General features: G+C 34.6%; 21 protein-coding genes. 8 read left to right on the top strand and 13 right to left on the bottom strand.

All coding sequences use genetic code 11. The features are described from left to right. Nucleotides 1-21: 21 nt before the first annotated feature. The 3 genes from HNP25_RS14300 to HNP25_RS14290 all read right to left on the bottom strand — a co-directional run bounded on the left by HNP25_RS14300 (nt 22) and on the right by HNP25_RS14290 (nt 3569). Nucleotides 22-1713, bottom strand: a complete 1692-nt coding sequence (locus tag HNP25_RS14300; RefSeq protein ID WP_184135162.1) for a serine hydrolase domain-containing protein — start codon at nt 1711-1713, stop codon at nt 22-24. Nucleotides 1714-1797: 84 nt separating this feature from the next. Then, nucleotides 1798-3024: a helix-turn-helix domain-containing protein gene (locus HNP25_RS14295; RefSeq protein ID WP_184135161.1), complete on the bottom strand. Its 1227-nt coding sequence runs from the start codon at nt 3022-3024 to the stop codon at nt 1798-1800. 83 nt (nt 3025-3107) lie between these two features. After that, the gene (locus HNP25_RS14290) at nt 3108-3569 is read right to left on the bottom strand and encodes a GNAT family N-acetyltransferase (RefSeq protein ID WP_184135160.1); all 462 of its coding nucleotides are present in this window, start codon (nt 3567-3569) and stop codon (nt 3108-3110) included. A 100-nt stretch (nt 3570-3669) separates the two neighbouring features. Here HNP25_RS14290 and HNP25_RS14285 point away from each other — a divergent pair, with 100 nt between their 5' ends. From HNP25_RS14285 to HNP25_RS14275, 3 genes are all read left to right on the top strand, one after another. Next, entirely contained in the window at nt 3670-4515 is an 846-nt protein-coding gene (locus tag HNP25_RS14285; RefSeq protein ID WP_184135159.1) for a glycerophosphodiester phosphodiesterase family protein, read from the top strand. A 47-nt stretch (nt 4516-4562) separates the two neighbouring features. Then, a complete protein-coding gene (ispE, locus tag HNP25_RS14280; RefSeq protein WP_184135158.1) occupies nt 4563-5372 on the top strand; it encodes a 4-(cytidine 5'-diphospho)-2-C-methyl-D-erythritol kinase in 810 nt (269 codons plus the stop codon). Nucleotides 5373-5468: 96 nt separating this feature from the next. Further along, nucleotides 5469-6041, top strand: coding sequence for a cytochrome c oxidase subunit 3 (locus tag HNP25_RS14275; protein WP_229202872.1), 573 nt, complete (start codon nt 5469-5471; stop codon nt 6039-6041). A 22-nt stretch (nt 6042-6063) separates the two neighbouring features. On the opposite strand, the gene HNP25_RS14270 is transcribed toward HNP25_RS14275, so the two are convergent. From HNP25_RS14270 to HNP25_RS14255, 4 genes are all read right to left on the bottom strand, one after another. Next, nucleotides 6064-6564, bottom strand: coding sequence for a molybdopterin-dependent oxidoreductase (locus HNP25_RS14270; protein WP_184135157.1), 501 nt, complete (start codon nt 6562-6564; stop codon nt 6064-6066). A gap of 113 nt (nt 6565-6677) precedes the next feature. Further along, on the bottom strand, nt 6678-7394 hold the full coding sequence (locus HNP25_RS14265) for a sulfite exporter TauE/SafE family protein (RefSeq protein WP_229202871.1): 717 nt from the start codon (nt 7392-7394) through the stop codon (nt 6678-6680). A 142-nt stretch (nt 7395-7536) separates the two neighbouring features. Continuing rightward, nucleotides 7537-9081 (bottom strand): GH3 auxin-responsive promoter family protein, encoded by a 1545-nt coding sequence (locus tag HNP25_RS14260; RefSeq protein WP_184135155.1) that lies wholly within the window; start codon nt 9079-9081, stop codon nt 7537-7539. A gap of 144 nt (nt 9082-9225) precedes the next feature. After that, nucleotides 9226-11049 (bottom strand): glycosyltransferase, encoded by a 1824-nt coding sequence (locus HNP25_RS14255; protein ID WP_184135154.1) that lies wholly within the window; start codon nt 11047-11049, stop codon nt 9226-9228. Between the two features lie 618 nt (nt 11050-11667). Here HNP25_RS14255 and hemB point away from each other — a divergent pair. The 4 genes from hemB to HNP25_RS14235 all read left to right on the top strand — a co-directional run bounded on the left by hemB (nt 11668) and on the right by HNP25_RS14235 (nt 15070). Beyond that, nucleotides 11668-12639, top strand: coding sequence for a porphobilinogen synthase (hemB, locus tag HNP25_RS14250; protein ID WP_221432476.1), 972 nt, complete (start codon nt 11668-11670; stop codon nt 12637-12639). Between the two features lie 456 nt (nt 12640-13095). After that, nucleotides 13096-13659, top strand: coding sequence for a Riean_0653 family protein (locus HNP25_RS14245; RefSeq protein WP_184135153.1), 564 nt, complete (start codon nt 13096-13098; stop codon nt 13657-13659). Between the two features lie 381 nt (nt 13660-14040). After that, on the top strand, nt 14041-14550 hold the full coding sequence (locus HNP25_RS14240) for a gamma carbonic anhydrase family protein (protein WP_184135151.1): 510 nt from the start codon (nt 14041-14043) through the stop codon (nt 14548-14550). Nucleotides 14551-14677: 127 nt separating this feature from the next. Continuing rightward, the gene (locus HNP25_RS14235) at nt 14678-15070 is read left to right on the top strand and encodes an HIT family protein (protein WP_184135149.1); all 393 of its coding nucleotides are present in this window, start codon (nt 14678-14680) and stop codon (nt 15068-15070) included. A 76-nt stretch (nt 15071-15146) separates the two neighbouring features. Here the strand turns inward: HNP25_RS14235 and HNP25_RS14230 are convergent, their stop codons facing one another. From HNP25_RS14230 to HNP25_RS14220, 3 genes are all read right to left on the bottom strand, one after another. Further along, nucleotides 15147-16172 carry an NAD(P)H-dependent glycerol-3-phosphate dehydrogenase gene (locus tag HNP25_RS14230; protein ID WP_184135148.1) on the bottom strand — a complete coding sequence of 342 codons (1026 nt, stop codon included), beginning with the start codon at nt 16170-16172 and terminating at the stop codon, nt 15147-15149. A gap of 505 nt (nt 16173-16677) precedes the next feature. Continuing rightward, entirely contained in the window at nt 16678-17055 is a 378-nt protein-coding gene (locus tag HNP25_RS14225) for a DUF779 domain-containing protein (RefSeq protein ID WP_184135146.1), read from the bottom strand. A gap of 162 nt (nt 17056-17217) precedes the next feature. Then, on the bottom strand, nt 17218-18768 hold the full coding sequence (locus tag HNP25_RS14220; protein ID WP_184135145.1) for an aldehyde dehydrogenase family protein: 1551 nt from the start codon (nt 18766-18768) through the stop codon (nt 17218-17220). A 281-nt stretch (nt 18769-19049) separates the two neighbouring features. Here HNP25_RS14220 and HNP25_RS14215 point away from each other — a divergent pair, with 281 nt between their 5' ends. Continuing rightward, a complete protein-coding gene (locus HNP25_RS14215; RefSeq protein WP_184135143.1) occupies nt 19050-20003 on the top strand; it encodes an AraC family transcriptional regulator in 954 nt (317 codons plus the stop codon). Between the two features lie 81 nt (nt 20004-20084). Here the strand turns inward: HNP25_RS14215 and fusA are convergent, their stop codons facing one another. From fusA to HNP25_RS14200, 3 genes are all read right to left on the bottom strand, one after another. Then, entirely contained in the window at nt 20085-22178 is a 2094-nt protein-coding gene (gene fusA / locus HNP25_RS14210) for an elongation factor G (RefSeq protein ID WP_184135142.1), read from the bottom strand. Nucleotides 22179-22475: 297 nt separating this feature from the next. Continuing rightward, a complete protein-coding gene (locus tag HNP25_RS14205; protein WP_184135141.1) occupies nt 22476-23021 on the bottom strand; it encodes a hypothetical protein in 546 nt (181 codons plus the stop codon). A 292-nt stretch (nt 23022-23313) separates the two neighbouring features. Then, nucleotides 23314-24267, bottom strand: coding sequence for a glycosylasparaginase (locus HNP25_RS14200; protein ID WP_184135139.1), 954 nt, complete (start codon nt 24265-24267; stop codon nt 23314-23316). Nucleotides 24268-24388: the final 121 nt, after the last annotated feature.

Here is a 24388-nt window from a genome sequence, read left to right as displayed (position 1 = left end):
AATAATTACAACTCTTTCATGTTACTTTACCTTCTTAAATCTTACATTGAGAATCCTGTTATCATTTACCTTTAATCCAATAATTTTATTGTTGGAATTTCTTTCAATGAGCATTTGATAGGAATTCATAGCAAGGTAATCTTTTCTAATCAGCATTGCATGTTGGGTTTCTTTATTTTTGATAAGGCTGTAATCATTTCCTTTTAAGTGTTTAATTTCAATACTGGTATTGGTTTCAGCATTAAAATACTTTCCGTTAAGGGTTTCATAATAATTGTCCTCCACTTTGATATTAGGAAGTTTTATAGCTGTTTGAAATGATTGTAAGGGATGGAAAATAGTAAGTGATTTTACTATTTTGTTTTGAACGATAAACTTTATTTTCAAATCTTTTACTGTTTCATAAGCATAAATTGATGAAGTTTCTTGCTTCAATTTAGATGGGTTCCTTCCGTAAATATCTCTGTATAAACCTGCACTATCTTTCCTAATTTTAATAATTCGACCATCCTCAAACTGATAATCTCCTAAAATGTGTAACTGTGTGTTGGTAGTTTCAGTCTCTGTTAAAAGATTATTTGTTTCAATAAATTTAGTTTTGTCAATTACCAATGCTGTCAATTCTTGCGAAAGTCCTCTTGTCCAAACCTGCGTGTTATTGGTCATTACTATAATAGAAATTTTTTCAGTAGGGAATCTATCAAAAGAAGCATTATAAGCACCAGTACTTCCATCATGATAGGTATGTGTTAAGCCTTTGTAGTTTTCAAACATTAATCCAAAACCATAAAATGTCTGATTTTCAGTTTTGATTGGCTGAAGAAAGACTGAGTTAAATTGATTATCCCAAAGCGTGGGGTTATGTAGATGTTTTTCCCACTTTATTTGGTCATCAATCGTTGTAAACAATCCACCATCGCCATATAAACTGGTTATCCAAGGGTATTTTTTCCAGCCATTAAAATTGCCATATCCATCTGCTCTTTTAGGTATTACTTGCATATAATCATCAACGAAAGCCGTTTGGTTCATCTGTAAAGGCTCAAAGATTTTAGCCTTTATGTAATCTTTCAGTGACGTTTTGGTGACGATTTTTACAATTTCTGCCAAAATCAAGTAGTTAGAATTGCTGTATAAGTATTGTGAACTTGGCTTAAAATTCAAATCTGTTTGCTTTTTTAATAGGTTAATGGCATCAGTATTACTAACAAATGTTTGCCACCAAGTTATATCTTGCAAAGCCCATAAATCATAGACATCTCTAAAGCCACTGGTATGATTTAGAAGGTTTTTAATACTGATTTTATCGGGATAGTTCTTTAGTATATCGGGTACATATTTTCTAAAATCATCATCAAGTGAAATTAAACCGTCTTTTTGCAATAACAACATACAAGCAGCGGTGAATTGCTTTGCGTTAGAAGCAATGTTAAAAGATGTATTAAAATCAACAGGAATTTGAAAGTCGAGATTGGCTTGCCCTCTTACTGCTTTTGAGATTAATACTCCGTCTTTGATAATGGCAACAGCTACGCCGGGACTACTTTCTTTTACTTTAGAAGCCAATAAGGTATTTACTTTAACATTGACAGAGTCGAGAGGCACTTGCCCAAAAAGAGTTGCTAACGAGAAAAACGGCAAGATAATAGAAGTACAATACCTAAATAAAATATTAGTAGTTGAAGACTTTTTGATGATGGCTAATCTTTTCATTTTTTGTTTTTTTTAAACAAAATTGATGCTTTTTCGGTGTAAAGTCGTCCCACATCAAGATTTGGCACATAGTTTTAAGGCTATTTATTTATTCAAATCTTTGGCAGTATTTTCTAACTTATTGATGTATTCTTTTGGGGAAAGGGAAGTCTGTTTTTTAAAAGTCCTGTTGAATGTAGATTTAGAATTGAAACCACAACCAAAGGCAATTCCCAATAAAGTTTGTTTTTTATGCTCCCCATTTTTCAGCATTTCTTTTACGGCTTCAATTCTGTAGCTATTTACAAAATCATTGAAATTCATATTGAAACCTTGGTTGACTACTTGTGATATTTGTTTTGGATTAGTGGCTAATTTTTCTGCAATATCTGTTAAAGTCAATATCGGATTTTCAAAAGCTTTATCAACAATCATTAAATCTTCAATTTTTTGTTTCCAAATTTCTATATCTGTTATGGTTATAGCATCCGTTTCATTGACCAATTCTTTTATAATTTCATTCATTTCATAACCCTTTTCTTCATGCAATAAGTAAGAAGAATCGTGATTAAATAGAGAAGATGCTTGGTAAGGAATAACTGTTTTGATAGCATTTGAATAACCACTAATGGATATGTAATAAAAGAGTATCGAAAAACACAAGTAATACCAAAATTTATTCCCGAATTCATCCCATTCAGGGTTTAATATGAAAAATAAAACCCTGAGCGATAGTATCACCAATAAGGCAATAAGATATTGCCGTACCCAATTAAACAAAATTGTTTCTGCAAAACTAACTACCTGAAATGCTATTTTTTTGTAGATAGCATAATAGCGTAAACTCAAAAAAACGTAATACATCATAGAAAACAAACCTGCTACCTGATACCATGTAGATAAATCTTTATCCCTCTCATCAGCATAGAAATAGTATTGATGTAGCACCAACTTATCTGTAATAAATACAATAAGTGTATAGATAAAATAAGCTATTGCTGGGACAAAAGGGATAAAATCTTTCTGGAATAACTGGGATGACTTATTGAGTAAACTTTGTACATAAAAGAAGATAATAGGGCCAAGTAAAAATAATTGCTGGAAAGGAATATAAAACATAATGTCTCGATAAGGCTGTTTGCTGTACCAACCTGCATAACCAAGCATAAATGGGGCTATGTATAAACTTGATAAAAAAATAAAAAGACTCAACCAGAAACTCTCTTTACTTTGATGCTGAACTCCTTTCTTCAATAACAGTAAAGAGAATACGATTCCATGAACGAAAAAAATCAGTAAAATAGAACTCTTTAAATTAAAGTTAAATAGCATTGTTTTTTAGAGATTTAACAAACCATTCCGTAAATTATTAGACAAATACACTTTATAAAGAAAAATGATAATTTCATTTATCCTTACAGCCCCAACCTCATCTCAATCATGTGTTTCGTAAAGCCAATTTTCTCATAGGCTTTAATGGCTGAAATATTGTCGTGATATACATCTAAACGCAATTCAGTAATGTTTTGAGAGCGAACCCAATCTTTCAACCCATCCATAATTTTCTTATTTACTCCTTTACCACGATGGGCAGGTGCCACATACATAAAACCTAAATAAGCATGACGACCATGTTTTAAATAAGGCTTGGCACTTTCAATACGAGCATATCCCGAACCTATTACATCGCCTTCAAATTCCGCCACCAACAATTCTACATGCGAAGACTTTATCATTCCTGCAATATCATAATAATGTATTTGCTCATCCTTCAAAGTACTATCAAAAGGTCTTTCGGCTTCGATAACACCTTGTTCAAAACGAAAAAGTGTTTCTAAATCATCAAATGTGGCTTTTCTTATTGTAATTTGGTTCATGGATTGCACTTTTAATATATAAAGAATAATACTCAATTTGTACCGAATATATTAAAAGACAAAATATTAATTGAAATATCGTTAAATCTTAAATGATATTATGCCACAAAAAACATTTGAAATAGAAGGTCACAGAGGTTGCCGTGGACTGATGCCCGAAAATACCATCCCAGCTTTTCAAAAAGCTTTGGATTTGGGCGTTGATACGTTAGAATTGGATGTCTGTATTAGCCAAGACTACCAAGTACTTGTATCGCACGAGCCTTATATGAACTCACTTTTTGCTTCGCATCCAAACGGTTCGCCAGTACTGAAAAAAGAAGAAAAAACACTAAATTTGTATCGAATGAATTATCAGGAAATTCAGCAATTTGATACGGGTTTGCGTGGAAATAAACTTTTTCCAGCACAACAAAAATTGGCAACTCATAAACCTTTGTTGAGCGAAATGTTGGCTTTCTGTGAAAACTATATTCAACAAAAAGGACTCAAAGCGGTTCATTATAATATAGAAATTAAGTCGGAAGAAAAAGAGTATGGAATTTCGCAACCTGAAAGTATTGAAGTATTTTCTGATTTGGTTTATCAGGTCTTGAAACAATTCATCCCTGCCGAAAGAGTAATTATCCAAAGTTTTGATTTTAATGCTCTTCGGTTTTGGCATCAGCAAATTCAATCCAAAGAGTATCCCAAATTTACTTTGTCGGCTTTAGTCGAACGTGAAGGCGTTGAACCTTCTTTGCAGAAATTAGGCTTTTTGCCCGACGTTTTTAGTCCGTACTTTAAGCAATTAACCAAAGGGAAGGTGGCGATGTGCCACCAAAAAGGCATCAAAGTAATTCCATGGACAGTCAATGAAATCGACGATATGTTAGCCATGAAAGCATTAGGCACAGACGGACTCATCACTGATTATCCAGACAGGGCTTTAAAATTATGGAAATAGCTTTTTTGTAAAGTATTTTTGTTTTTCAATTCCAATAAACAATCCCAATGGTTACTTTTCCAAACGCAAAAATCAATATTGGTTTATACATCACCGAAAAACGTGCAGACGGCTTTCATAATCTTGAATCTTGTTTTTATCCCGTTGGCTGGTGCGATATTTTAGAAATTTTACCAGCCGAAACATTAAGTTTCAGAAGTACAGGCTTGGATATTCCGGGAAATCCCGAAAGTAATCTTTGCTTAAAGGCTTATCATCTTTTAAAGCAAGATTTTGACATTCCTTCCGTAAGTATTCACCTCCACAAAGTTGTGCCAATTGGGGCAGGCATGGGCGGCGGTTCAGCAGATTGTGCTTTTACGATTAAAACTTTGAACGAGCTTTTCTTGTTACACTTATCAACGCAACAAATGGAAAACTACGCTCGTAAATTGGGAAGCGACTGTGCTTTTTTCATTCAAAATCGCCCACAATATTGTTTTGGCAAAGGCGATGAATTTGCCAACATTACTGTCGATTTATCAGGAAAGTACATTGTGTTGGTGAATCCGAATATTCATATTTCAACCGCTGAGGCTTATTCGGGCGTGAAACCGCTAAAAAATGAAATTGATTTACAAGAAGTATTACAGAAACCAGTAAACGATTGGAAAGATTTGGTGAAAAATGATTTTGAAAAACATCTTTTGCCCAAATATCCCGCTATCGAAAATATCAAAAATCAATTGTATGAACTCGGTGCAGCTTACGCAAGTATGACAGGCTCAGGCTCTACTGTTTTTGGGATTTTTGATGAAGAAATAGACACAAAAACGCAATTTGAAAAATATAGTATTTGGCAAGGAAAACTTAGTTGATTTGAAGATTTGAAGATTTGAAAATAAGCTAATTTGAAAATTTCAATAACTGCTATTTAACCGCTAAAATTTCTGAATCTAAGAATAACAAAAAATATGCAACGCAGAGAACCTTTTAAATTTATGCTTCAAATGTCAATCTTCGGAAGTGGATTGATGTTTTTAGGCTTATTAACAACCTATTTGGGCTTACAAAGACCTGATGCGGGCTTTGGAAAAATACAATTACCTACTGTTTTTTGGGTAAGTACTTTGCTGATTTTGATAAGTAGCCTAACGCTTCATTTGGCAAACTTAAACTTTAAGGAAGATAAATTCTTGAGTTATAGAATTTACATGGGCTTCACTTTATTGCTTGGATTAGTATTTGTTGGAATGCAATTATGGGGCTGGCAACAACTTTTCGCATTAAATGCCGATGCAACGTTACGTACTTCAAGAGGTTTTATTTATATACTTTCGGGCTTGCATATTTTACATATCGTGATAGGTTTGTTCTTTTTAGTGAAGATTTTTCTGGAAGCCATCAAAAGAGCCTCATATATTGAATCATTCGTTTATTCAGTAAATCCACCCAACCAATTAAAAATCAACTTAATAATTTTTTACTGGCACTTTGTAGATTTACTTTGGGTAGTGTTGTTTCTGTTTTTACTTTGGCAGAATTGAGGAATTCAAAGTTTGTAATTGCCTAAAGTTTTTTCACTTCAATACTTTTCAACCATTTTACGTGTCTTGCACCAGTGATTTTGTCAGTGCCAGCAATCAATACAAAAACTCCGTCTTTGTCGATTGTTTTTCCGTTTTCTTCAAAAAGTACTAATACTTTATCGCCAGCAGGATTGTTAAAAATTTCGTGATAAGAAAAAATAGCCGTGTAACCATCAGTAGCAGTGGCTACAAAGTAAATTTTCCCTTTTTCTTTTGGACTTTGAAGAACGATTTTAGCTTTATCCAAAAGCTCGTTTAATAATACTCCTTTGTAAGTTTTAAATTCTTTTCTTATTTCACCAGAAGTGTTGACTACTTTAAAATCTGTTCCGCTTACAACATTCATTTGTTGTAAATCTTTGATAGTCAAGTTTAAAGGAATTTCTACATTTCCAGTTATAGCAATACTTTCACTTCTTGACTGAGGGTAAAGAGAGTGAATTGAAAAGAAAAAGTAACAAATAAAAAGTAAATTTTTCATAATAGATTAATTTCATTTTTATAAAAATATCATTCCGTTTTAAGGCTATATTTTTCTCTTTTTTGATTTGTAATGATGTTGATTAATCATCCAAAAATAGAATTTAACCGACTCTAAGTAAAAATCAATTTAGCACAAGCAATCACTAAACCCAACGCCAACAAATAGCGAAGTGTGGGTAAATTAAACTTCTGGCTACCGAAGTAAGAACCTAACAAACCGCCAACAATGGTTACGGCTATTGCCCATTGTAGATTGGCAGGCAATTGAATACTTCCTTTCATCAATTGACCATATAAACCCGAAAGAGAATTCACAAAAATGAAAAGTGCCGAAACCGCAGCCGTTTCTTTGAGTTTTGCCCACTTCATCAATAGCATTAAAGGACTGAGTACGATGCCTCCGCCAATGCCAATCATGCCCGAAAGTAAACCAATTACGCCACCAGAAGTAAGTCCAGCCCAAAGCGGAACTTCACGGTTTTCCGTTTCTTCTTGCTTGAATTGATAGAGTAAACGAGCAATGGAAATCAAGATACAAAGGGCTAAAATTTTCTTATAAATGGAATCTGAAAGCGTCATTGTTCCACCTAAATACGCCAAGGGAATACTGGCAACGGCAAATGGCAAAAAGAGTTTGAGCTTGAAAAAGCCTGCTCGATAAAAACCAAAAAAAGAAAAGAGTGATACGGCGAGGTTCATAATCAAAGCAGAAGATTTCATCAAAGTAGGAGAAACACCCACAATCGCCATTACTGCCAAGTAGCCACTCGCTCCGCCATGACCGACAGAGGAATATAAAAATGCGACAATGCTTAAAAGCAAAAGCATCAAGAGAAAATTTGAATCCATTTAAACACAAGATTAAAGACTTGAGGACTTAAAGATACAAGACCTCAGACACAAGAAGCAAGATTCAATACAAAAGACTTTTAGACTTAATTACCGCTAACTGATTCCGACAGCCGATACCTCATAGCTCAATGCTCGTAGCTACAAGCTCATGGCTAACAGCCAAAATCTGTTCTACAAATTCACGTGAATTACTTAGTCTTGGTACTTTGTGCTGTCCGCCTAATTTGCCTCGGTTTCTCATCCACGCATAAAAAGTATCTTTGGGTACTACATTAATTTTGGGTGCAGACAGCACCATATCTTTATAGCGTTTGGCATCATAATCAGAATTAATTTCTCGGAGTGTTTCATCCAAAATTCTGTTAAAAAGTACTTGATCGTTCGGTACTTCTGAGAATTCTATAATCCATTCATGGCAACCTTGTTGTTTATTTTCCATGTAAACAGGGCCCGCAGTATAATCATTCAAAATAGCATTAGTTGCTTCACAAGCACGGGTAATGGCTTTTTCAGCATTTTCGATGATGAGTTCTTCACCAAAAGCATTGATAAAGTGTTTAGTTCTGCCCGAAATCTTAATTCTGTATGGATTACATGAAGTAAATTTCACAGTATCACCAATTTTATATCGCCACAAACCAGCATTAGTGGAAATCAAAATGGCGTAATTCTTATTCAACTCAACTTCCGATAAAGTCAATACTTTAGGATTTTCAGATTCTATTTCTTCCATCGGAATAAATTCGTAGAAAATACCATAATCAAGCATTAACAACATTTCATCTTTTCGACTGAAATCGTCCTGAATACCAAAAAATCCTTCCGAAGCATTATAAATTTCAAGATAATTTACTGAACTCGACGGAAAAACTTGATGACTAAATAATTCTCGATAAGGCTGAAAAGCAACTGCACCATGAATAAAAAACTCAAAATTTGGCCATACTTCTAAAATATTTTTCTTACCTGTAATTTCTAATACTTTTTCAATCAACACTAAAGTCCAAGTCGGAACGCCCAAAATACTTGTTACATTTTCTTGGGAAGTAACCTCAGCCATTTTCTGAATTTTTTCTTCCCAAACATCCATCAAAGCTACTTCTAAGGAAGGTGTTCGAATGAGCTGTGCCCAGATTGGTAAATTTTTCATCACCACCGCCGAAACATCCCCTAAATAAGTACGAGAATTCAATTGACTTGATTGTAAACTCCCACCAATAGAAAGTCCTTTTCCAGAAAAAACTTCTGTGTCAGGTTTATTTTCTACCAAAAGCGTCATCATATCTTTTCCACCCATAAAGTGGCAATCCTCAAGCGATTCTTTAGAAACAGGTATGAATTTACTACGAGCGTTGGTTGTGCCAGAAGATTTTGAAAAATATTGAATGTCTGAACTCCAAAGAACATTTTGTTCGCCACGCATCATACGTTCAATGTATGGAAACAGACTTTCGTAATTTGAAATGGGTACTCTTTCCTGAAAAGTTTTAATAGAAGCAATAGATTGATATTCATATTTTTTTCCCCATTCTGTGTACTTAGCCGATTGAATGAGATTCCAGAACATTTCCTCCTGTGTTTCCATAGGTCGTTCCATAAACGACTGGATTCGTGGCAAACGTCTTTTCATCAACCAAGCGATTGTTTCATTGAGAATATCCATAAGTTAAGAATATCGGCTTTTATATTAGAGATTGTGTATTTACAAACTTAATATAATTTATTGAATGAATCAAGGAAGGAGATTTAGCGTTGCATCCTTCTAAAATAGAGAAGTCAGCCTTAAACAGCCGACTTCTCTATTTATTTATTTTCTTCTTTTGAGTGCTAAATCTTGAGCCGTATCATAATATGCTCTCAGGTTACTCCAGTCAAAAGTATCTGAAATACTTTCTACTCTGTTTCTTTGTGTGATACGTTCACGAAGTGATTGTTTCACAAATTTCAACATCATTTCTGAAAGTTGTTCAGCAGCTTTGTGGAAATCTTGTGTTTTACGATTCACCACCATTACGCCCCATTGTTCATAATCACGCATGATTTGCATCATATAATCACCAAAACCTGAAAGGTCTGAAGTAATTGTAGGAACACCACGAGCAATACATTCTAGCGGAGTATATCCCCAGGGCTCATAATAACTTGGGAAAACCCCTAAATTACAGCCACGCACAAATTGCCCATAATCTAGTCCGAAAAGTGGATTGGTAGAAACAATGAAATCTGGGTGATATACAATCTTTACTTTATCATCTGGATTATTCAACAAATTGGCTTTTTTGGTATAATCCGTAATGCCGTCTTCATTTTTCAATAAATGCGTTACTACTTTCGGACGCTTATTTGTTTTCCAAGTTTGAATCGTTCTACGCAAACGTAAACGCCAATACTCGTCAATAAATCCGTTCAAATCTGGCATTTGTAAATCTGTTGCCGAAGCTGAAGCATTGAACAATTTTTCACCAATTTGTTTTTCGATAGCATTACAAGTTTCATGGATTTCGTCCATTACCGCTCTCGATTGCAATACTTCTGGGTCGATGGAATGATAAGGTTGTTTAGTAATAAAAAACATTACCACCGTTTTATCAATCTTTGCTTGTTTCATTTTCCAGTTCAAACGAGCCAAGGCTTCAAGCGTAATATCATAGCCTTTGTTTGAAAACTCATAACGACCAGAAGTAAAGAAATAAAGTGTTTTACCAAGGTCGAAAGGCTGACTTTGAAAGAAATGCCCCATCACAAATTCATTGATACGGTCTTTGAAAAGCGTATGTAAATTTTGATGTTCGTGCATTGCTGAAAATCTAGTAATGTTTAAGCCATTTGGTAAAATTAAATCAGGTACTTTACCTAATAAAAATTCGCATTCACGGGCGGTCACATCACTTACTGTCGTCATTACATGACACATGTTCGCTGCCAAGCGTTCAATAGTTGCTTGTGCTTCAATGCCATAATGACGAGCTTCGTCTAGCCAATTGAAAGTATGTAATTTATCGTAAAAATCAGGTACATTTCCAGCTAAATAACGCCCAAGCATGGTAGCATGTGTGGTAAAAACTGTCGCTATTTTCACGCCATCTTTTTTCAAATCAGGAATACAAGTACCTGACATCCATTCATGAATATGTGCTACAATTTCAGCTTTGCTAGCTTGATCGTTCGCTAATTCGGTTAAGAAAATACGAATCATTTCACCAAACAAAATCGTTTGGTTCACAATGTCCTCCACATGTAAAGTCGGAACTTGATGCTTTTCCCAAAGACTCGCCTTAATTTGATTCAATTTAGGAGTAACCGTTGCCAAATCAAATAATACAATTCTTGGTTTCCCAGTCACTAACCAATATCCATAATGTACTCCTAAACCCATTGAACGCATTTTTTGGATAGTTTTACCCAAAATAGAATCGTCCAAATCATGAATAGGTTCAAACTCTGCCGTAGCTGTTTGCGGAAAATATGGACCTAATAAAAAATAATTATTACCCCACTTTTCAACCATTGATGGTACTTTGGTACGAATTACGGTGTAGATTCCACCAACTTGATTACAGGTTTCCCAAGCAATCTCTATTAAAATTTTTTGCTTATTAGCGGATGATGTGAGAGGATTTTGAATTTCCATTCGTCGGTAATTATGTTTTTAGGATATTTTTCGTTAAACAAACACACATTTAAAATATTCTTATTTCAAGAAAAACTAAAATAAAATTAATTTAAAAATAATTAGAATTCTAGTATCTTTTCAAGCCAAAGGAATAATTTACAATCTATATTTATTTATAAAAATTACTTTCAGTTAAATAAAGCTCAGCTTTCAATTTAGTATTACAATGCTATACTGTTATTCAGGAATGAATACTCTTTGAAAATTAATTGAATACAAATCTAAAAGAATGAAGACAATTTGGTGCTTTATTTTAATTAAAATTTAGTGCTTTTGGGATAATAGAGTAATTAATATAGTATTTACTCTTTTTAATGATTAATGTTAAGATTTTTTTCAAATTTTCGAGGTATCACTGAACAAAATAATACATTATCGTGGTTCTAAAAGAGATGGGTAAAAATGGCTGATATTTCTTTGAAACAAAGTAAAAAGCCTAAATTGTTTCTAAAATTCAGATAATACTTCCTATATCAGGATAATATTAAAGTTAAAATATTCCAACATTTGTTTAATGGTTTTACGAACTTTGTACCCGAGTAAATCAGCAAAAACCAGAGAATAATAATTATAATTATGCTAAGAAGACCCAGAAGAAACCGCCAGTCAGCCGCAATCCGTGCAATGGTTGAAGAAACAACTTTGTCGGTAAATGATTTTATCTATCCGATGTTTGTCATGGAAGGCAATAATCTTACAAGTGAAGTAAAATCTATGCCCGGTATTTACAGATATTCTATTGATAAGATATTAGAAGAAATGTCGGTTGTACAAGATTTAGGGATTCGTTCCATCGCACTTTTTCCACTCTTGACAGAAGATAAAAAAGATAAAATTGCTTCTGAAAGTTACCGCAAAGGAAACATCTATTTAGAAGCTATTCATCAAATTAAAAGTAAGTTTCCTGAAATCGCAATCATGTCAGACGTAGCAATGGATCCTTACTCTTCTGATGGACATGATGGTTATGTTGATGAAAAAGGAAATATTTTGAATGATGAAAGTTTAGAAATTTTAGCAAAAATGACAATTGCTCAAGCAGAAGCTGGTGCTGATATTGTTGGCCCTTCGGATATGATGGACGGACGAGTAAGAGTACTTCGTGAAGCATTAGATAGCAAAGGTTTCATCAATGTATCTATCATGGCTTATTCAGCTAAATATGCTTCTGCTTTTTATGGCCCTTTCCGTGATGCTTTGGATTCTGCTCCAAAATTTGGCGATAAGAAAACCTACCAGATGAATCCTGCCAATGTTCGTGAAGCATTAATTGAAGCTGAACTTGATTACAGCGAAGGAGCAGATTTTTTAATGGTAAAACCTGCTTTGGCTTATTTGGATATTATTAAATCTTTGAACGATAATTTTGATATTCCGATCGCCGCTTACAATGTTTCTGGCGAATATGCGATGGTAAAAGCTGCTGCTCAAAATGGCTGGTTAGACGGTACCAAAACAATGGTAGAATGTTTAACTTCTATTAAAAGAGCTGGTGCAAAAGTAATTTTAACTTACTTCGCCAAAGAATACGCTAGCCTTACAAAGTAATGAGACATGTAAACATGAATCATCCCGAATTTTAAAATCATAAAAAAGCGGTCGAAATTGGTTTTTCGACTGCTTTTTTTATGATTGATGGACAACGAATCCCTATTATTTGAGCGAAGCGAGGTAGTTCGCCACTCCGATTATTAATTCTTGATTTTCTTGTAAGACAATACAAGTAATCACCTTTTGCACCACAGAAAGAAAAGTAAAGACTAGTCAACAATAAATCACCTTTCAAATTGTCCTAAACCTCACTTTACAAAGAAAAATCGGAATGACTTATGTTATCTATAAGCTAAACTTATGCTTGCCCACAACCAAACAACACTATTTTGCGTAAATATTTAGGCGAAAGAATCATATAAATTAAAATAATTTACAATAAACTTCTTAGATTAATACAGTTTAATTAAAGATTATTTATAAATTAGCATCAATAGATAAAATCTTTCATTTATGAGAACAAATCGTTACCTAATCGTACTGCTTATATTATCATCTACTTTTCTCCTTAGCTGCGAGATGAATGATTATGTACAGCCAGAGGCATTACCAGCGATTACTCAGATTGGCAAGCAAACTTTTGGTGCAAAAATTAATGGTGCTATCTGGACACCCTTCCAACGATATAAAGCTAATCCAAATTTCAAGCCTGTTCCTGTTGTTTGGGGAAAATATCAAAATGCTACGCTCAGATTATCTGTAACCAATCAGAATACTTTGGAGTCGATGAGCTTTATGATAAATAATGTAAAAGATACAGGCAGGTATCAATTTATGCGATATTTCCCTAAAAATGCTGTCGAGTTTACCCCTTTTGCGAGTGTTTATCAAAAGTGTATCGACGGTAACTGCTTACAATACTCAATTTGTCAAACCTGTGTAAACGAAGTAAACATTATCCGTTTTGATCCTGTTTCAAAAATCTATTCTGGTACTTTTAGCGTAACTTTTCAAAATAAAGAGAGGCCTACAGAAATGTTGACTTTGAAAGATGGACGGTTTGATATTAGAGAGTGACATTTTAAAACGTATTATTTTCAATCAAAAACAATTTATACTTTATATTTATGCAGGGTTGTTCGGTATTTCACTGAACAACCTTTTTTTATTGCTAAAGAATTTTCGTTTGTATATTTGTTCCAAAGAATATGTTTGAAAATTTTATCTAATTTCTACCTCAAAACAATATTTCCCTCTCGTAAGACCTTACTTTTCTTGTCTTGATACAAGAAAAGTAACAAAAGAAAATCAAGAAATTCCAAACTCGCTCCGCTCAAACAGTGGAATTTCGGAAATGCTTACGCCAAAAATATTAAGCTTTGATTTGTAAATCTTTTTTAAAATTTAACCATATTTAAAGAGTGACTTTTATTTAATTTACGTTTAATCATTCAAAAAATGCCTTTAATAAAACCTGTAAAAGGAGTATCGCCTACTTTAGGTGAAAATTGTTGGCTGGCAGAAAATGCCACTGTTGTCGGAGATGTGAAGTTTGGGGAAAACTGTACTGTTTGGTTCAATGCTGTGGTAAGAGGTGACGTAAATTCGGTAATCATTGGTGATAATTCCAATATTCAAGACGGAGCAATTATTCATTGTACCTATCAAAAAACGAAAACGACTATCGGTAATTATGTTTCTATCGCCCATAATGCCATCGTTCACGGCTGTACGATTGAAGATAAAGTATTGATTGGAATGGGTGCTATCGTAATGGATGGTGCTGTGATAGAAACAGGCTCAATCATTGCCGCTGGTGCTATCGTTACTCAAAATACTCGTGTACCTGCTGGAAGTATTTATGCAGGAAATCCTGCTAAATTCTTGAAAAATGTTTCTCCAGAAGCTGCTGAAGTATTTATGAGAACTGCCAATAATTATATCATGTATGCCGAATGGTTTAAATAGTTTTTTAGCTATGAGCTTTTCTAAATTGCTATAAAGATTCATTATTACAAAATATCATATATTATTCATTAAAAATCTCAAAGCTAGTGGCTCAAAGCTGATAGCTGATACCTAAACAAACGTTTCCATGTCAACTATATTTACAAAAATTGTTAATGGCGAAATTCCTTGCCATAAAATTGCTGAGGACGAAAACTACCTTGCTTTCTTAGACATCACGCCTCTTGCCGAAGGACATACTTTGGTGATTCCGAAAAAAGAAATTGATTATATCTTTGATTTAGACGATGATTTATTGGCGGGACTAATGATTTTCGCTAAAAAAATTGCACCTGCTTTACAGCAAGCAGTACCTTGTAGAAGAATTGGCGTTTCGGTAATTGGTTTGGAAGTTCCGCACACGCATGTTCATCTAATTCCTTTGAACTCTATGAACGATATTAATTTCACTAGAGAAAAAATGAAAGTTACTCAGGAAGAATTGAAGGCAACAGCGGAGAAAATTACGAGTTTTTTATAATTTGAAAATTAGGTGGATTTGAAGATTTGAAAATGAAAGAATTGTTAATCATTTTCAAATCTTCAAATTTTCAAATCTACTTCAAATGCGTCTTCAATATATTGATTTCAGATACTGGCGTTGCTTTTTCGTATAAAATTCTATAAACGGCATCAATAATTGGCATATCTACGCCATATTTTTCATTAATTTGATGAATACTTTTTACGGCATAATATCCTTCTGCCACCATATTCATTTCTATTTGTGCTGATTTTACTGAATAACCACGTCCAATCATATTTCCGAAAGTTCGGTTTCTTGAAAATTGTGAATAAGCCGTCACCAATAAATCGCCTAAGTATCCTGAATTATTCAAATCACGAGAAGCTTGAGGATAAGCATAATCTAAAAAGCGTTTAATTTCCTGCATTGCATTAGAAACCATTACTGCCTGAAAGTTATCGCCAAAACCCAAACCATGCGTAATCCCGCAAGCCATTGCTACGATATTTTTAATAACAGCACAGTATTCCACGCCATATAAATCGGCAATTGGGTTTGCTTGAATGTATCTACAACTTAATAAATTCGAAAATTCTTGAGCCAAATTGATATTTGGCGAGCCAATCGTTAGATACGACTGCTTTTCTAAAGCTACTTCTTCTGCATGGCAAGGCCCAGCAATCACACACATTTGTGTTAATGGCACGCCAAATACCTTTTCCATCCAGTCCGTTACCAACATGTTTTCATCAGGAATCATCCCTTTGATAGCCGATACTACTTTCTTTCCTGCAAAATGGTTACGAGTAAGATTTTTCAAAGCATCAGGCACAAAAGCGGCTGGCACAGCCAAAATCACATAATCTACTCCATAAAGGGCATCGTACATTTTGTAATATGCCTTTACTTTTCTTGGATTAAGTAATGCGTCTGTCAGATAACTAGGATTATGATTATACTTTTTGATAAAATCCACATCCGATTTACGGCGAAGCCACCATTTTACTTTAACATTGTTTTCGGTTAAAATTTTAATGATTGCCGTTGCCCAACTACCACCGCCCAATACAGCAATTTGTGTGGGTAACCCTTTTTTGAAAGCAGGTATTTCTGTCATATTAAATATTACGGGAAGAGTATTCTTCAAAATACTTTTACTAAGACAATTAGTGCAAGTATCAATTATTATCTTTGGTTATCTAGGTCGATGTTGGAAAACATCTGATTGTGATGCAAAGGTTGATTTACAAATCTAACAAGGCTCAAAGCAAAAAGAAAACAAAAGCAAACAATATTTTGAAGAGTTTAGTCTAATAGGCTTGTAAAGCGTTTAATCGTCTCAAAGATTCTCCAGATTTTACGATACTCTTTCCTTCTTGAAAAGTGTACAATCCTAAAATAATTTTCCGCAATGACCATTTCATCTTCCGCAATTCAATTTGAAGAGTACACAATTATAAAATAATTTTCCGCTGAGGCATTTAATACATATTCATTTTTAATCTTATCATAAGTAATACTGATAAAACAAAGAAGCCTCAAACAATGGAAAAATACCACTATTTGAGACTTCTTGTAAAAATGGTTTGTCGATGCCTGTGTAAAATTAGCGTCAAAAAAACCTAAGCTCCATTTGAAACTGGGCTTAGGTTTTTTAATTCTTCTTCTGTATAAACTTGTGAACGAATGATAAAGCGTAAACCCAAAGGAATTTCTAATGAAAAACTAGCTCCTCTTCCCTCCACTACGTCTAAAGTCAGTTGAGTATATTGCCAATATTCAAATTGGAAAGCACTCATATAAAACTCACAGCCATAGATTTCTCCCAACAAAACATCATTTTCACCAGTTTTAAACTCGCCCACAGGAAAACACATCGGTGCAGAGCCATCACAACAACCTCCACTTTGGTGAAACATGATTGAACCATGTTCAGCACGAAGTCTATCAATCAGTTCCTCTGCCGCAGCAGTGAGTAATACTCTTGGAGTTTTGTCCATTATTTTTTTGATTAAATGGCTTTCGGTCATCGGATTTCAGCTTTCAGCTATCGGATGTCGGCTTTTTACTTACCGCAAACAATCATATTCCTGAAATCTGAAAGCCGACATCCGATGACTGAAAGCCCAAAAACTCCTCACTCAGCATTCAACACTCAGCATTTAAAAGAATCCTAAAGCCTTTTTATCGTAAGAAATCAACATGTTTTTGCAAGAACGGTAGTGGTCAAGCATCATTTTGTGGTTTTCACGACCAAAGCCTGATTTTTTGTATCCACCGAACGGAGCATGAGCCGGATAAGCATGGTAACAATTCACCCAAACACGACCCGCCTGAATAGCTCTTGGTACTTGATACAATTCATGTGCATCACGAGTCCACACACCAGCACCTAAGCCATAAAGTGTATCGTTAGCAATTTCAATCGCTTCCTCCACTGTTTTGAAAGTCGTTAAAGCTGCTACTGGTCCAAAGATTTCTTCTTGGAAAACACGCATTTTGTTATGTCCTTTCAAAATAGTTGGTTGAATATAATAACCATGAGCAGCATCGCCTTCTTGTAAATGTGCCGCACCACCACAAAGTGTTTCAGCACCTTCGTCTGCTCCAATTTTTAAATATGATAAGATTTTTTCGTATTGGTCATTCGATGCTTGCGCACCAATCATTGTAGTCATATCCAATGGATGCCCTTTTTTGATAGCATTTACTCTGGCAATTAATCTTTCAATAAAAGCATCTGCAATAGATTCATGTACTAGAATTCTTGAAGGACAAGTACAAATTTCACCTTGGTTCAAGGCAAACATCGCTGCACCTTCCAAACACTTATCGAAGAACTCGTCGTCAGCATCCATTACGCTTGGGAAGAAAATATTTGGTGATTTCCCACCTAATTCCATCGTTACAGGAATGATGTTTTCAGAAGCGTACTGCATAATTAAACGTCCAGTAGTCGTTTCACCCGTAAACGAAACCTTTGCAATTCTGGTAGAGCTTGCCAAAGGTTTACCAGCTTCTAAACCAAAACCATTTACAATATTCACAACACCTGCTGGTAAAACATCTTGCAATAATTCCATCAAACACATAATTCCTACTGGTGTTTGTTCGGCTGGTTTCATCACAATAGTACAACCTGCCGCTAAAGCTGGAGCCATCTTCCATGTAGCCATTAAAAGCGGGAAATTCCAAGGGATAATCTGACCAACCACACCAAGTGGTTCATGAATGATTAAAGAAAGTGTATTTGGGTCGTGTTCAGACGCTGTTCCTTCATCTGTTCTGATACATGCAGCAAAGTAACGGAAGTGGTCAACCACTAAAGGTAAGTCAGCGTGAATCGTTTCTCTAATAGGTTTACCATTATCCACCGTTTCTACAACAGCCAAGTAATTGAGATTTTGTTCGATAATATCTGCAATTTTCAGTAAGATATTGCTTCTTGTTGTTGCAGAAGTTTTCGACCAAGTTTTAAAAGCTTCATGAGCTGCATCCAAGGCTAATTCTACATCTTCTTTAGTAGAACGAGCAACTTTTGTAAATACTCTTCCATCAATTGGCGAAGGGTTTTCAAAGTATTGACCCTTCACAGGAGGAACCCACTGACCGCCGATAAAGTTTTCGTATTGATTTCTAAAGATTGGTCTTGCTACAAGATTGTCGGTATTTGAGCTCTCTACTAGAGGAGCATCTATTTCAAGATTTTCCATAATAAAAATTAAATTCGTTTTGAATGATTTATTTTTTACAAATTTATCTTGAATTATTACTATAAATATTTACTTTTATATCACAAAACTTGATGATAGTATCATTATAATTAAATGCCATAATCCAACAAGACGGCTGAAAAATTGATGATACTCTCATAAAAATTGACAATCGTATCATTGAAGATTGGCTCAATTGCATCAGTAACCTAGCGATTGTATTATTGCAAGAAAGTCTTAAAGAATTTGAATCCTAATAAAACACAAAGTACAAAATCAACATGAGACAAATCCATAAACCCCAGTCGCCCTCTTTAAAGCCGATAAAGGATTTACTGACACTCGTCGAGAACCGTACTGTATATTCATTAGATAATTTTGAATTGAATATTTTTGAAACCCATCAAAAGAGTGAAGACGTACATTTGAAGTTCAATAGTTTTGTGTTGACAACGATGTTCAGAGGGAAAAAAGTAATGCACCTTTTTGATAAACAAGGTTTTGAATATCTTCCAGGCGAATCTGTCATTGTGCCAGCGAATGAAGAAATGAAAATAGATTTTCCAGAAGCTGACTTTTCCAACCCAACACAATGTATGGCTTTGGCAATCAAAAGCGAACAAATTAAGGAAACTGTAAATTTATTGAACGAAAAATATGCCAAAGTAGAAGAGCATGAATCTTGGCAGATAGATTTAGATACTTTCCATTTAAAAAATTCTTTAGAAGTAACCAACACAATCGACCGTCTGGTAAAGGTTTCAACAGAAACCAATTCGGCAAAAGATTTATTTGCCAATTTTATGATTAATGAATTATTAATCAGATTGATGCAAACGCAAGCAAGAGTATTAATTGTAGATAATTACAAGAAATACGCCAACACTAATCGTTTTGCTTTTGTGATTCAATACATCAAAGAACATATTACGGAGAAATTGAGTATTGAAAAATTGTGTGATTTAGCTTGCATGAGTAAACCCAATTTCTTTCGACAATTCAAAAGAGAATTAGGCATTACTCCTATTGATTTTATCAATCAAGAAAGAATCAAAATTGCCAAAGAACTATTAGCAGAAACCCGAAATGATATTAGTGATGCTTGTTTCAAAGCAGGCTTTGGAAGTACCAATTACTTCTTTATTATTTTCAAAAAGCATGTTGGCATTACGCCAGGGAAGTTTAAGGAAATGTGTTTGTTGTCGGGTGGAAAAAATATTTTGAAACTTACTTAGTAGAATTTTTAGGTTACAAAAAAGTAAAAAGCCCTCACTTGTTAAAGTGAAGGCTTTTTTTATTGTGACGCTGAATGGCTATTATAAACCTTTCGCTTTTTTCACGATTTCATCTGCCAAGTTTTGTGGCACGAATTCATAGTGAGAGAAAGTTAAGTTTGCAGTAGCACGTCCAGAAGACATCGTACGTAAGTCAGTAATATAACCGAACAATTCAGATAAAGGAATATCCGCTTTCAAGATTACAGCACCTTGTTTTGAATCCATACCTTTCATCATACCACGACGACGGTTCATGTCACCAGTGATTGGTCCAGTGTATTCATCAGGAGTAACAACTTCTACTGCCATGATTGGTTCCATAATTTTAGCCCCAGCTTGTTTAGCAGCTTCTTTGTAACCCATACGAGCAGCCATTTCGAATGACAACGCATCTGAATCGACATCGTGGAAAGAACCGTGGAATAAACGAACTTTCATTGAATCCATTGGGTATCCAGCTAAAGCACCATTTTTCATCGCAGCTTCAAATCCTTTTTGAATTGAAGGAATAAATTCTCTTGGAATAACACCACCAACAATAGCATTAACAAATTCCAATCCGTCTTTTCCATCTTCTCTTGGTCCGATTTCAAATGCGATATCGGCGAATTTACCTTTACCACCTGATTGTTTTTTGTAAACTTCACGGTGTTCAGTAGATTTCGTCAATGATTCTTTGTAAGCTACTTGTGGAGCTCCTTGGTTTACTTCAACTTTGAATTCACGACGCATACGGTCGATGATGATTTCAAGGTGAAGTTCACCCATACCTTTGATGATAGTCTGACCAGTTTCTTCGTTAGATTCAACTTTTAACGTTGGATCTTCTTCGATTAATTTACCGATAGCTTTAGAGAAGTTATCTTGGTCAGCCGATTTCTTAGGCTCAATTGCATATCCGATAACTGGCTCAGGGAATACCATTGATTCAAGCACGATTGGGTGTTTTTCATCAGAAAGAGTATCTCCAGTCTTGATGTCTTTAAACCCAACAACCGCAGCGATATCACCAGCTTCTAATCTTTCGATAGAATTTTGCTTGTTAGCGTGCATTTGGAAGATACGAGAAATACGTTCTTTGTTTCCTGAACGGTTGTTCAATACATAAGAACCTGCTTCTAATACTCCAGAATAAGCACGAACAAAACATAAACGACCTACGTAAGGGTCAGTTGCAATTTTGAATGCTAAACCTGCAAATGGGTCAGTAACTGTAGGGTGACGAACAATTTCAGCATCAGTACGAGGATCAGTACCGATAGTGTTTTGTCTGTCTAATGGTGAAGGCAATAATGCCATCACATAGTCTAACATTGTTTGAACACCTTTGTTTTTGAAAGAAGAACCACAAAGCATAGGAACGATTTTCATACCAATCGTTGCTGCACGAAGAGCGGCTAAGATTTCATCTTCAGAAATTGATTCTGGATCTTCAAAGAATTTCTCCATCAATGTCTCATCAAAATCAGCTACTGCTTCTAATAATTTCTCACGGTATTCAGTTGCTTCATCAATCATATCTTCAGGAATAGGCACAACTTCAAAAGTCATTCCTTTATCATGCTCATTCCATTTGATACCACGGAAGTTAACTAAGTCAACAACACCCTCGAAAGTATCTTCTGAACCGATTGGTAATTGTAAAGGCACAGCATAAGAACCTAACATTTCTTTTACTTGCTTACAAACGTTCAAGAAATCAGCACCTGAACGGTCCATTTTATTCACAAAACCTAAACGAGCTACGTTATAGTTATTCGCTAAACGCCAGTTAGTTTCAGATTGAGGCTCAACACCATCAACAGCACTAAATAAAAACACAAGACCATCTAATACACGTAAAGAACGGTTTACCTCAACGGTAAAGTCAACGTGACCAGGAGTATCGATAATGTTAATGTGGTAATCTTGTTCTCTGTATTTCCAGCCTACAGTAGTTGCAGCTGAAGTAATGGTAATACCTCTTTCTTGCTCCTGCTCCATCCAGTCCATTGTTGCTGCACCATCGTGTACCTCACCAATTTTGTGGCTTACGCCAGCATAGTAAAGAATACGTTCAGTGGTGGTTGTTTTTCCCGCATCAATGTGAGCAGCAATACCAATGTTTCTTGTGTACTTTAAATCACGTGCCATTGTTAATATGTTGATTATTTGTTTTTTATCGTTTTTCTTAGGTTAATTAAGACCAATAAAATAGATTAAAAAAAGTTCTTTCTAATTATGTTCGCCTTTATCCTAATAAATTAGGGTGCAAAATTACGTAATCTTAGTTAAATACAAAAGCTTTGTGTGTTTTGTTTTGATTATCAGTCACATCTAAGCCCATAATAAAAAGAAAAAACGTCTGATGCAAATGCCACAGACGTTTTAGTATCACCTAACCACTAAATATAATATTGTTAAATGAGCCTGTTAAGTACTCATTTTGTGCTAAATCTTTGCTTTAAACCTTGCAGATTCTAATTGAGCTTGCTTTCCTTCAGAGTTATTGCCAATAATTATCAGTTCCCCTTCTATTTCGGTATCAGTTAATTTTGTAATATTTACTCTACCTACTCCGTTTTTCAGCCCTTCATCATTTGATAATGTTGTTTGATAAAAATTATTCAATTCTCTGAAACGGTTAACATCTTTTATTAAATTTCCTATATTTTGTACTTTACCTTCACCTGGAATAAAAAACGTACCTTTTTCTTGAACATCATAGAGCTTCACAAAAACGGATTCTGAGGTCTTTTCATCAATTATTGCTATTGATAAAGTTTTTAAACCTTTTTCTATCCCTTTTTTTACTTCTACTTTATCAGCGAAAATAACATGCTTATAGCTATCTCCAAAACTGATTTTTCCTGAGAAAAACCCTTTATTAGCGTTATTTAAGGCTTCTATGTTTCTACTGTAAGTAATAACAGTCGCTACAGAAAGTAACAAAATGGAGATTACTACGATAGGATTATTCTTTAAAATTCGTTTCATCGGTTTCTTTGAAATCAATTGTTTTTAATTGCTATTAATTTCATTTATCCATAAAGTTAATTGTACTTTTCTCATATTATTGGACGCAAAAATACAAATTAATTTCCGAAAATTACAAAAGACTTCACATTATGTGTTCTTTAATTTATTAAACGGTAAATATTTTGTTCAGTGCCGTAATCAATAGTTAATTGCTTAGAATGTAGTGGTAATTATCGAAACTAAACACCATCATCAAAGACGCATTAAATGCAAAAATGGTTGTCTGCATTATTTATTTTTCAACAAATTCTTATTTCATATACGAACCAGACTCATACACTTTGGTCACTCCATCTTTTGTTAGTGTATAGTTGAATCCGGGTTGAATTGCATAAGCACCATACTCTCCTTTCTTATTTAGTGCCAAGTAACCAATTTGAAATTCTTTGTAATTATATCTTTTTACAATTCTCATGATGGCTTCTTCACAAGCTTTCTGAGGAGTCTTTCCATTTCGCATTAATTCTACTATCAAAAACGAACCAAGCGTTTTCAACACAAATTCACCAAGTCCTGTTGCACAAGCACCCCCTACTTCATCATCACAAAAAACGGCTGCACCAATTACGGGTGAATCTCCTACTCTTCCGTGCATTTTAAAGGCTAATCCACTTGTTGTACACGCACCAGATATTTCTCCTTGATTCCCTAAAGCAAGTAAACCAATGGTGTCATGGCGTTCTATGTTAATTTTAGGTTCGTATTTAGACGTTTTCTTCCAATCCTCCCAAGCTTTTCTAGCAGTTTCTGTCAATAAATTTTCTTTTTTGAAACCTTGCGAAAGAGCAAACTGTAAAGCACCTTCACCAGAAAGCATTACGTGTGGCGTTTTTTCCATTACTGCTCTCGCTACAGAAATCGGGTGCATGATATGTTGTAAAAAAGTAACCGAACCTGCATTCCCTTTTTCGTCCATAATACAGGCATCTAAAGTAACATTCCCATCTCTATCAGGAAAACCACCGTATCCTACCGAAGTATCATTTGGATCAGCTTCTGGAATTCTCGCTCCTGCTTCAACAGCATCTAAAGCTCTTCCTGTCTTTTGGAGTGATTCCCAAGCAGCATTATTAGCTTTTTCATTTTTCCAAGTTGAAAGAACAACTGGAAATTTAGCCACATTTTGAGTATTAGAAGCTTTAGCACTTACCGAAGCAATAGCCGACAAAGCGGTTGTTTGTTTAATAAAGGTTCTGCGTTGCATAGAGTATTAGTTGATTAAAGGTAGTTTTTTTCCTACCCAAGATTTTTAAAAGATAAGGATAATAATACCACAAAGATAATACGTCAATTTATCAAAAAATCTAATCATATAAAACTCTTTC

The organism is Arcicella rosea, assembly GCF_014204325.1.
GTDB lineage: Bacteria > Bacteroidota > Bacteroidia > Cytophagales > Spirosomataceae > Arcicella > Arcicella rosea_A.
The sequence above is the reverse complement of the archived record's forward strand: the minus strand, read 5'-3'. Positions and strand labels throughout refer to the sequence as shown.

Coding starts and splice junctions, on each gene's coding strand:
- HNP25_RS14300 (WP_184135162.1), bottom strand. CDS start 1,713: ATGAAAAGATTAGCCATCATCAAAAAGTCTTCAACTACTAATATTTTA.
- HNP25_RS14295 (WP_184135161.1), bottom strand. CDS start 3,024: ATGCTATTTAACTTTAATTTAAAGAGTTCTATTTTACTGATTTTTTTC.
- HNP25_RS14290 (WP_184135160.1), bottom strand. CDS start 3,569: ATGAACCAAATTACAATAAGAAAAGCCACATTTGATGATTTAGAAACA.
- HNP25_RS14285 (WP_184135159.1), top strand. CDS start 3,670: ATGCCACAAAAAACATTTGAAATAGAAGGTCACAGAGGTTGCCGTGGA.
- ispE (WP_184135158.1), top strand. CDS start 4,563: ATGGTTACTTTTCCAAACGCAAAAATCAATATTGGTTTATACATCACC.
- HNP25_RS14275 (WP_229202872.1), top strand. CDS start 5,469: ATGCAACGCAGAGAACCTTTTAAATTTATGCTTCAAATGTCAATCTTC.
- HNP25_RS14270 (WP_184135157.1), bottom strand. CDS start 6,564: ATGAAAAATTTACTTTTTATTTGTTACTTTTTCTTTTCAATTCACTCT.
- HNP25_RS14265 (WP_229202871.1), bottom strand. CDS start 7,394: ATGCTTTTGCTTTTAAGCATTGTCGCATTTTTATATTCCTCTGTCGGT.
- HNP25_RS14260 (WP_184135155.1), bottom strand. CDS start 9,081: ATGGATATTCTCAATGAAACAATCGCTTGGTTGATGAAAAGACGTTTG.
- HNP25_RS14255 (WP_184135154.1), bottom strand. CDS start 11,049: ATGGAAATTCAAAATCCTCTCACATCATCCGCTAATAAGCAAAAAATT.
- hemB (WP_221432476.1), top strand. CDS start 11,668: ATGCTAAGAAGACCCAGAAGAAACCGCCAGTCAGCCGCAATCCGTGCA.
- HNP25_RS14245 (WP_184135153.1), top strand. CDS start 13,096: ATGAGAACAAATCGTTACCTAATCGTACTGCTTATATTATCATCTACT.
- HNP25_RS14240 (WP_184135151.1), top strand. CDS start 14,041: ATGCCTTTAATAAAACCTGTAAAAGGAGTATCGCCTACTTTAGGTGAA.
- HNP25_RS14235 (WP_184135149.1), top strand. CDS start 14,678: ATGTCAACTATATTTACAAAAATTGTTAATGGCGAAATTCCTTGCCAT.
- HNP25_RS14230 (WP_184135148.1), bottom strand. CDS start 16,172: ATGACAGAAATACCTGCTTTCAAAAAAGGGTTACCCACACAAATTGCT.
- HNP25_RS14225 (WP_184135146.1), bottom strand. CDS start 17,055: ATGGACAAAACTCCAAGAGTATTACTCACTGCTGCGGCAGAGGAACTG.
- HNP25_RS14220 (WP_184135145.1), bottom strand. CDS start 18,768: ATGGAAAATCTTGAAATAGATGCTCCTCTAGTAGAGAGCTCAAATACC.
- HNP25_RS14215 (WP_184135143.1), top strand. CDS start 19,050: ATGAGACAAATCCATAAACCCCAGTCGCCCTCTTTAAAGCCGATAAAG.
- fusA (WP_184135142.1), bottom strand. CDS start 22,178: ATGGCACGTGATTTAAAGTACACAAGAAACATTGGTATTGCTGCTCAC.
- HNP25_RS14205 (WP_184135141.1), bottom strand. CDS start 23,021: ATGAAACGAATTTTAAAGAATAATCCTATCGTAGTAATCTCCATTTTG.
- HNP25_RS14200 (WP_184135139.1), bottom strand. CDS start 24,267: ATGCAACGCAGAACCTTTATTAAACAAACAACCGCTTTGTCGGCTATT.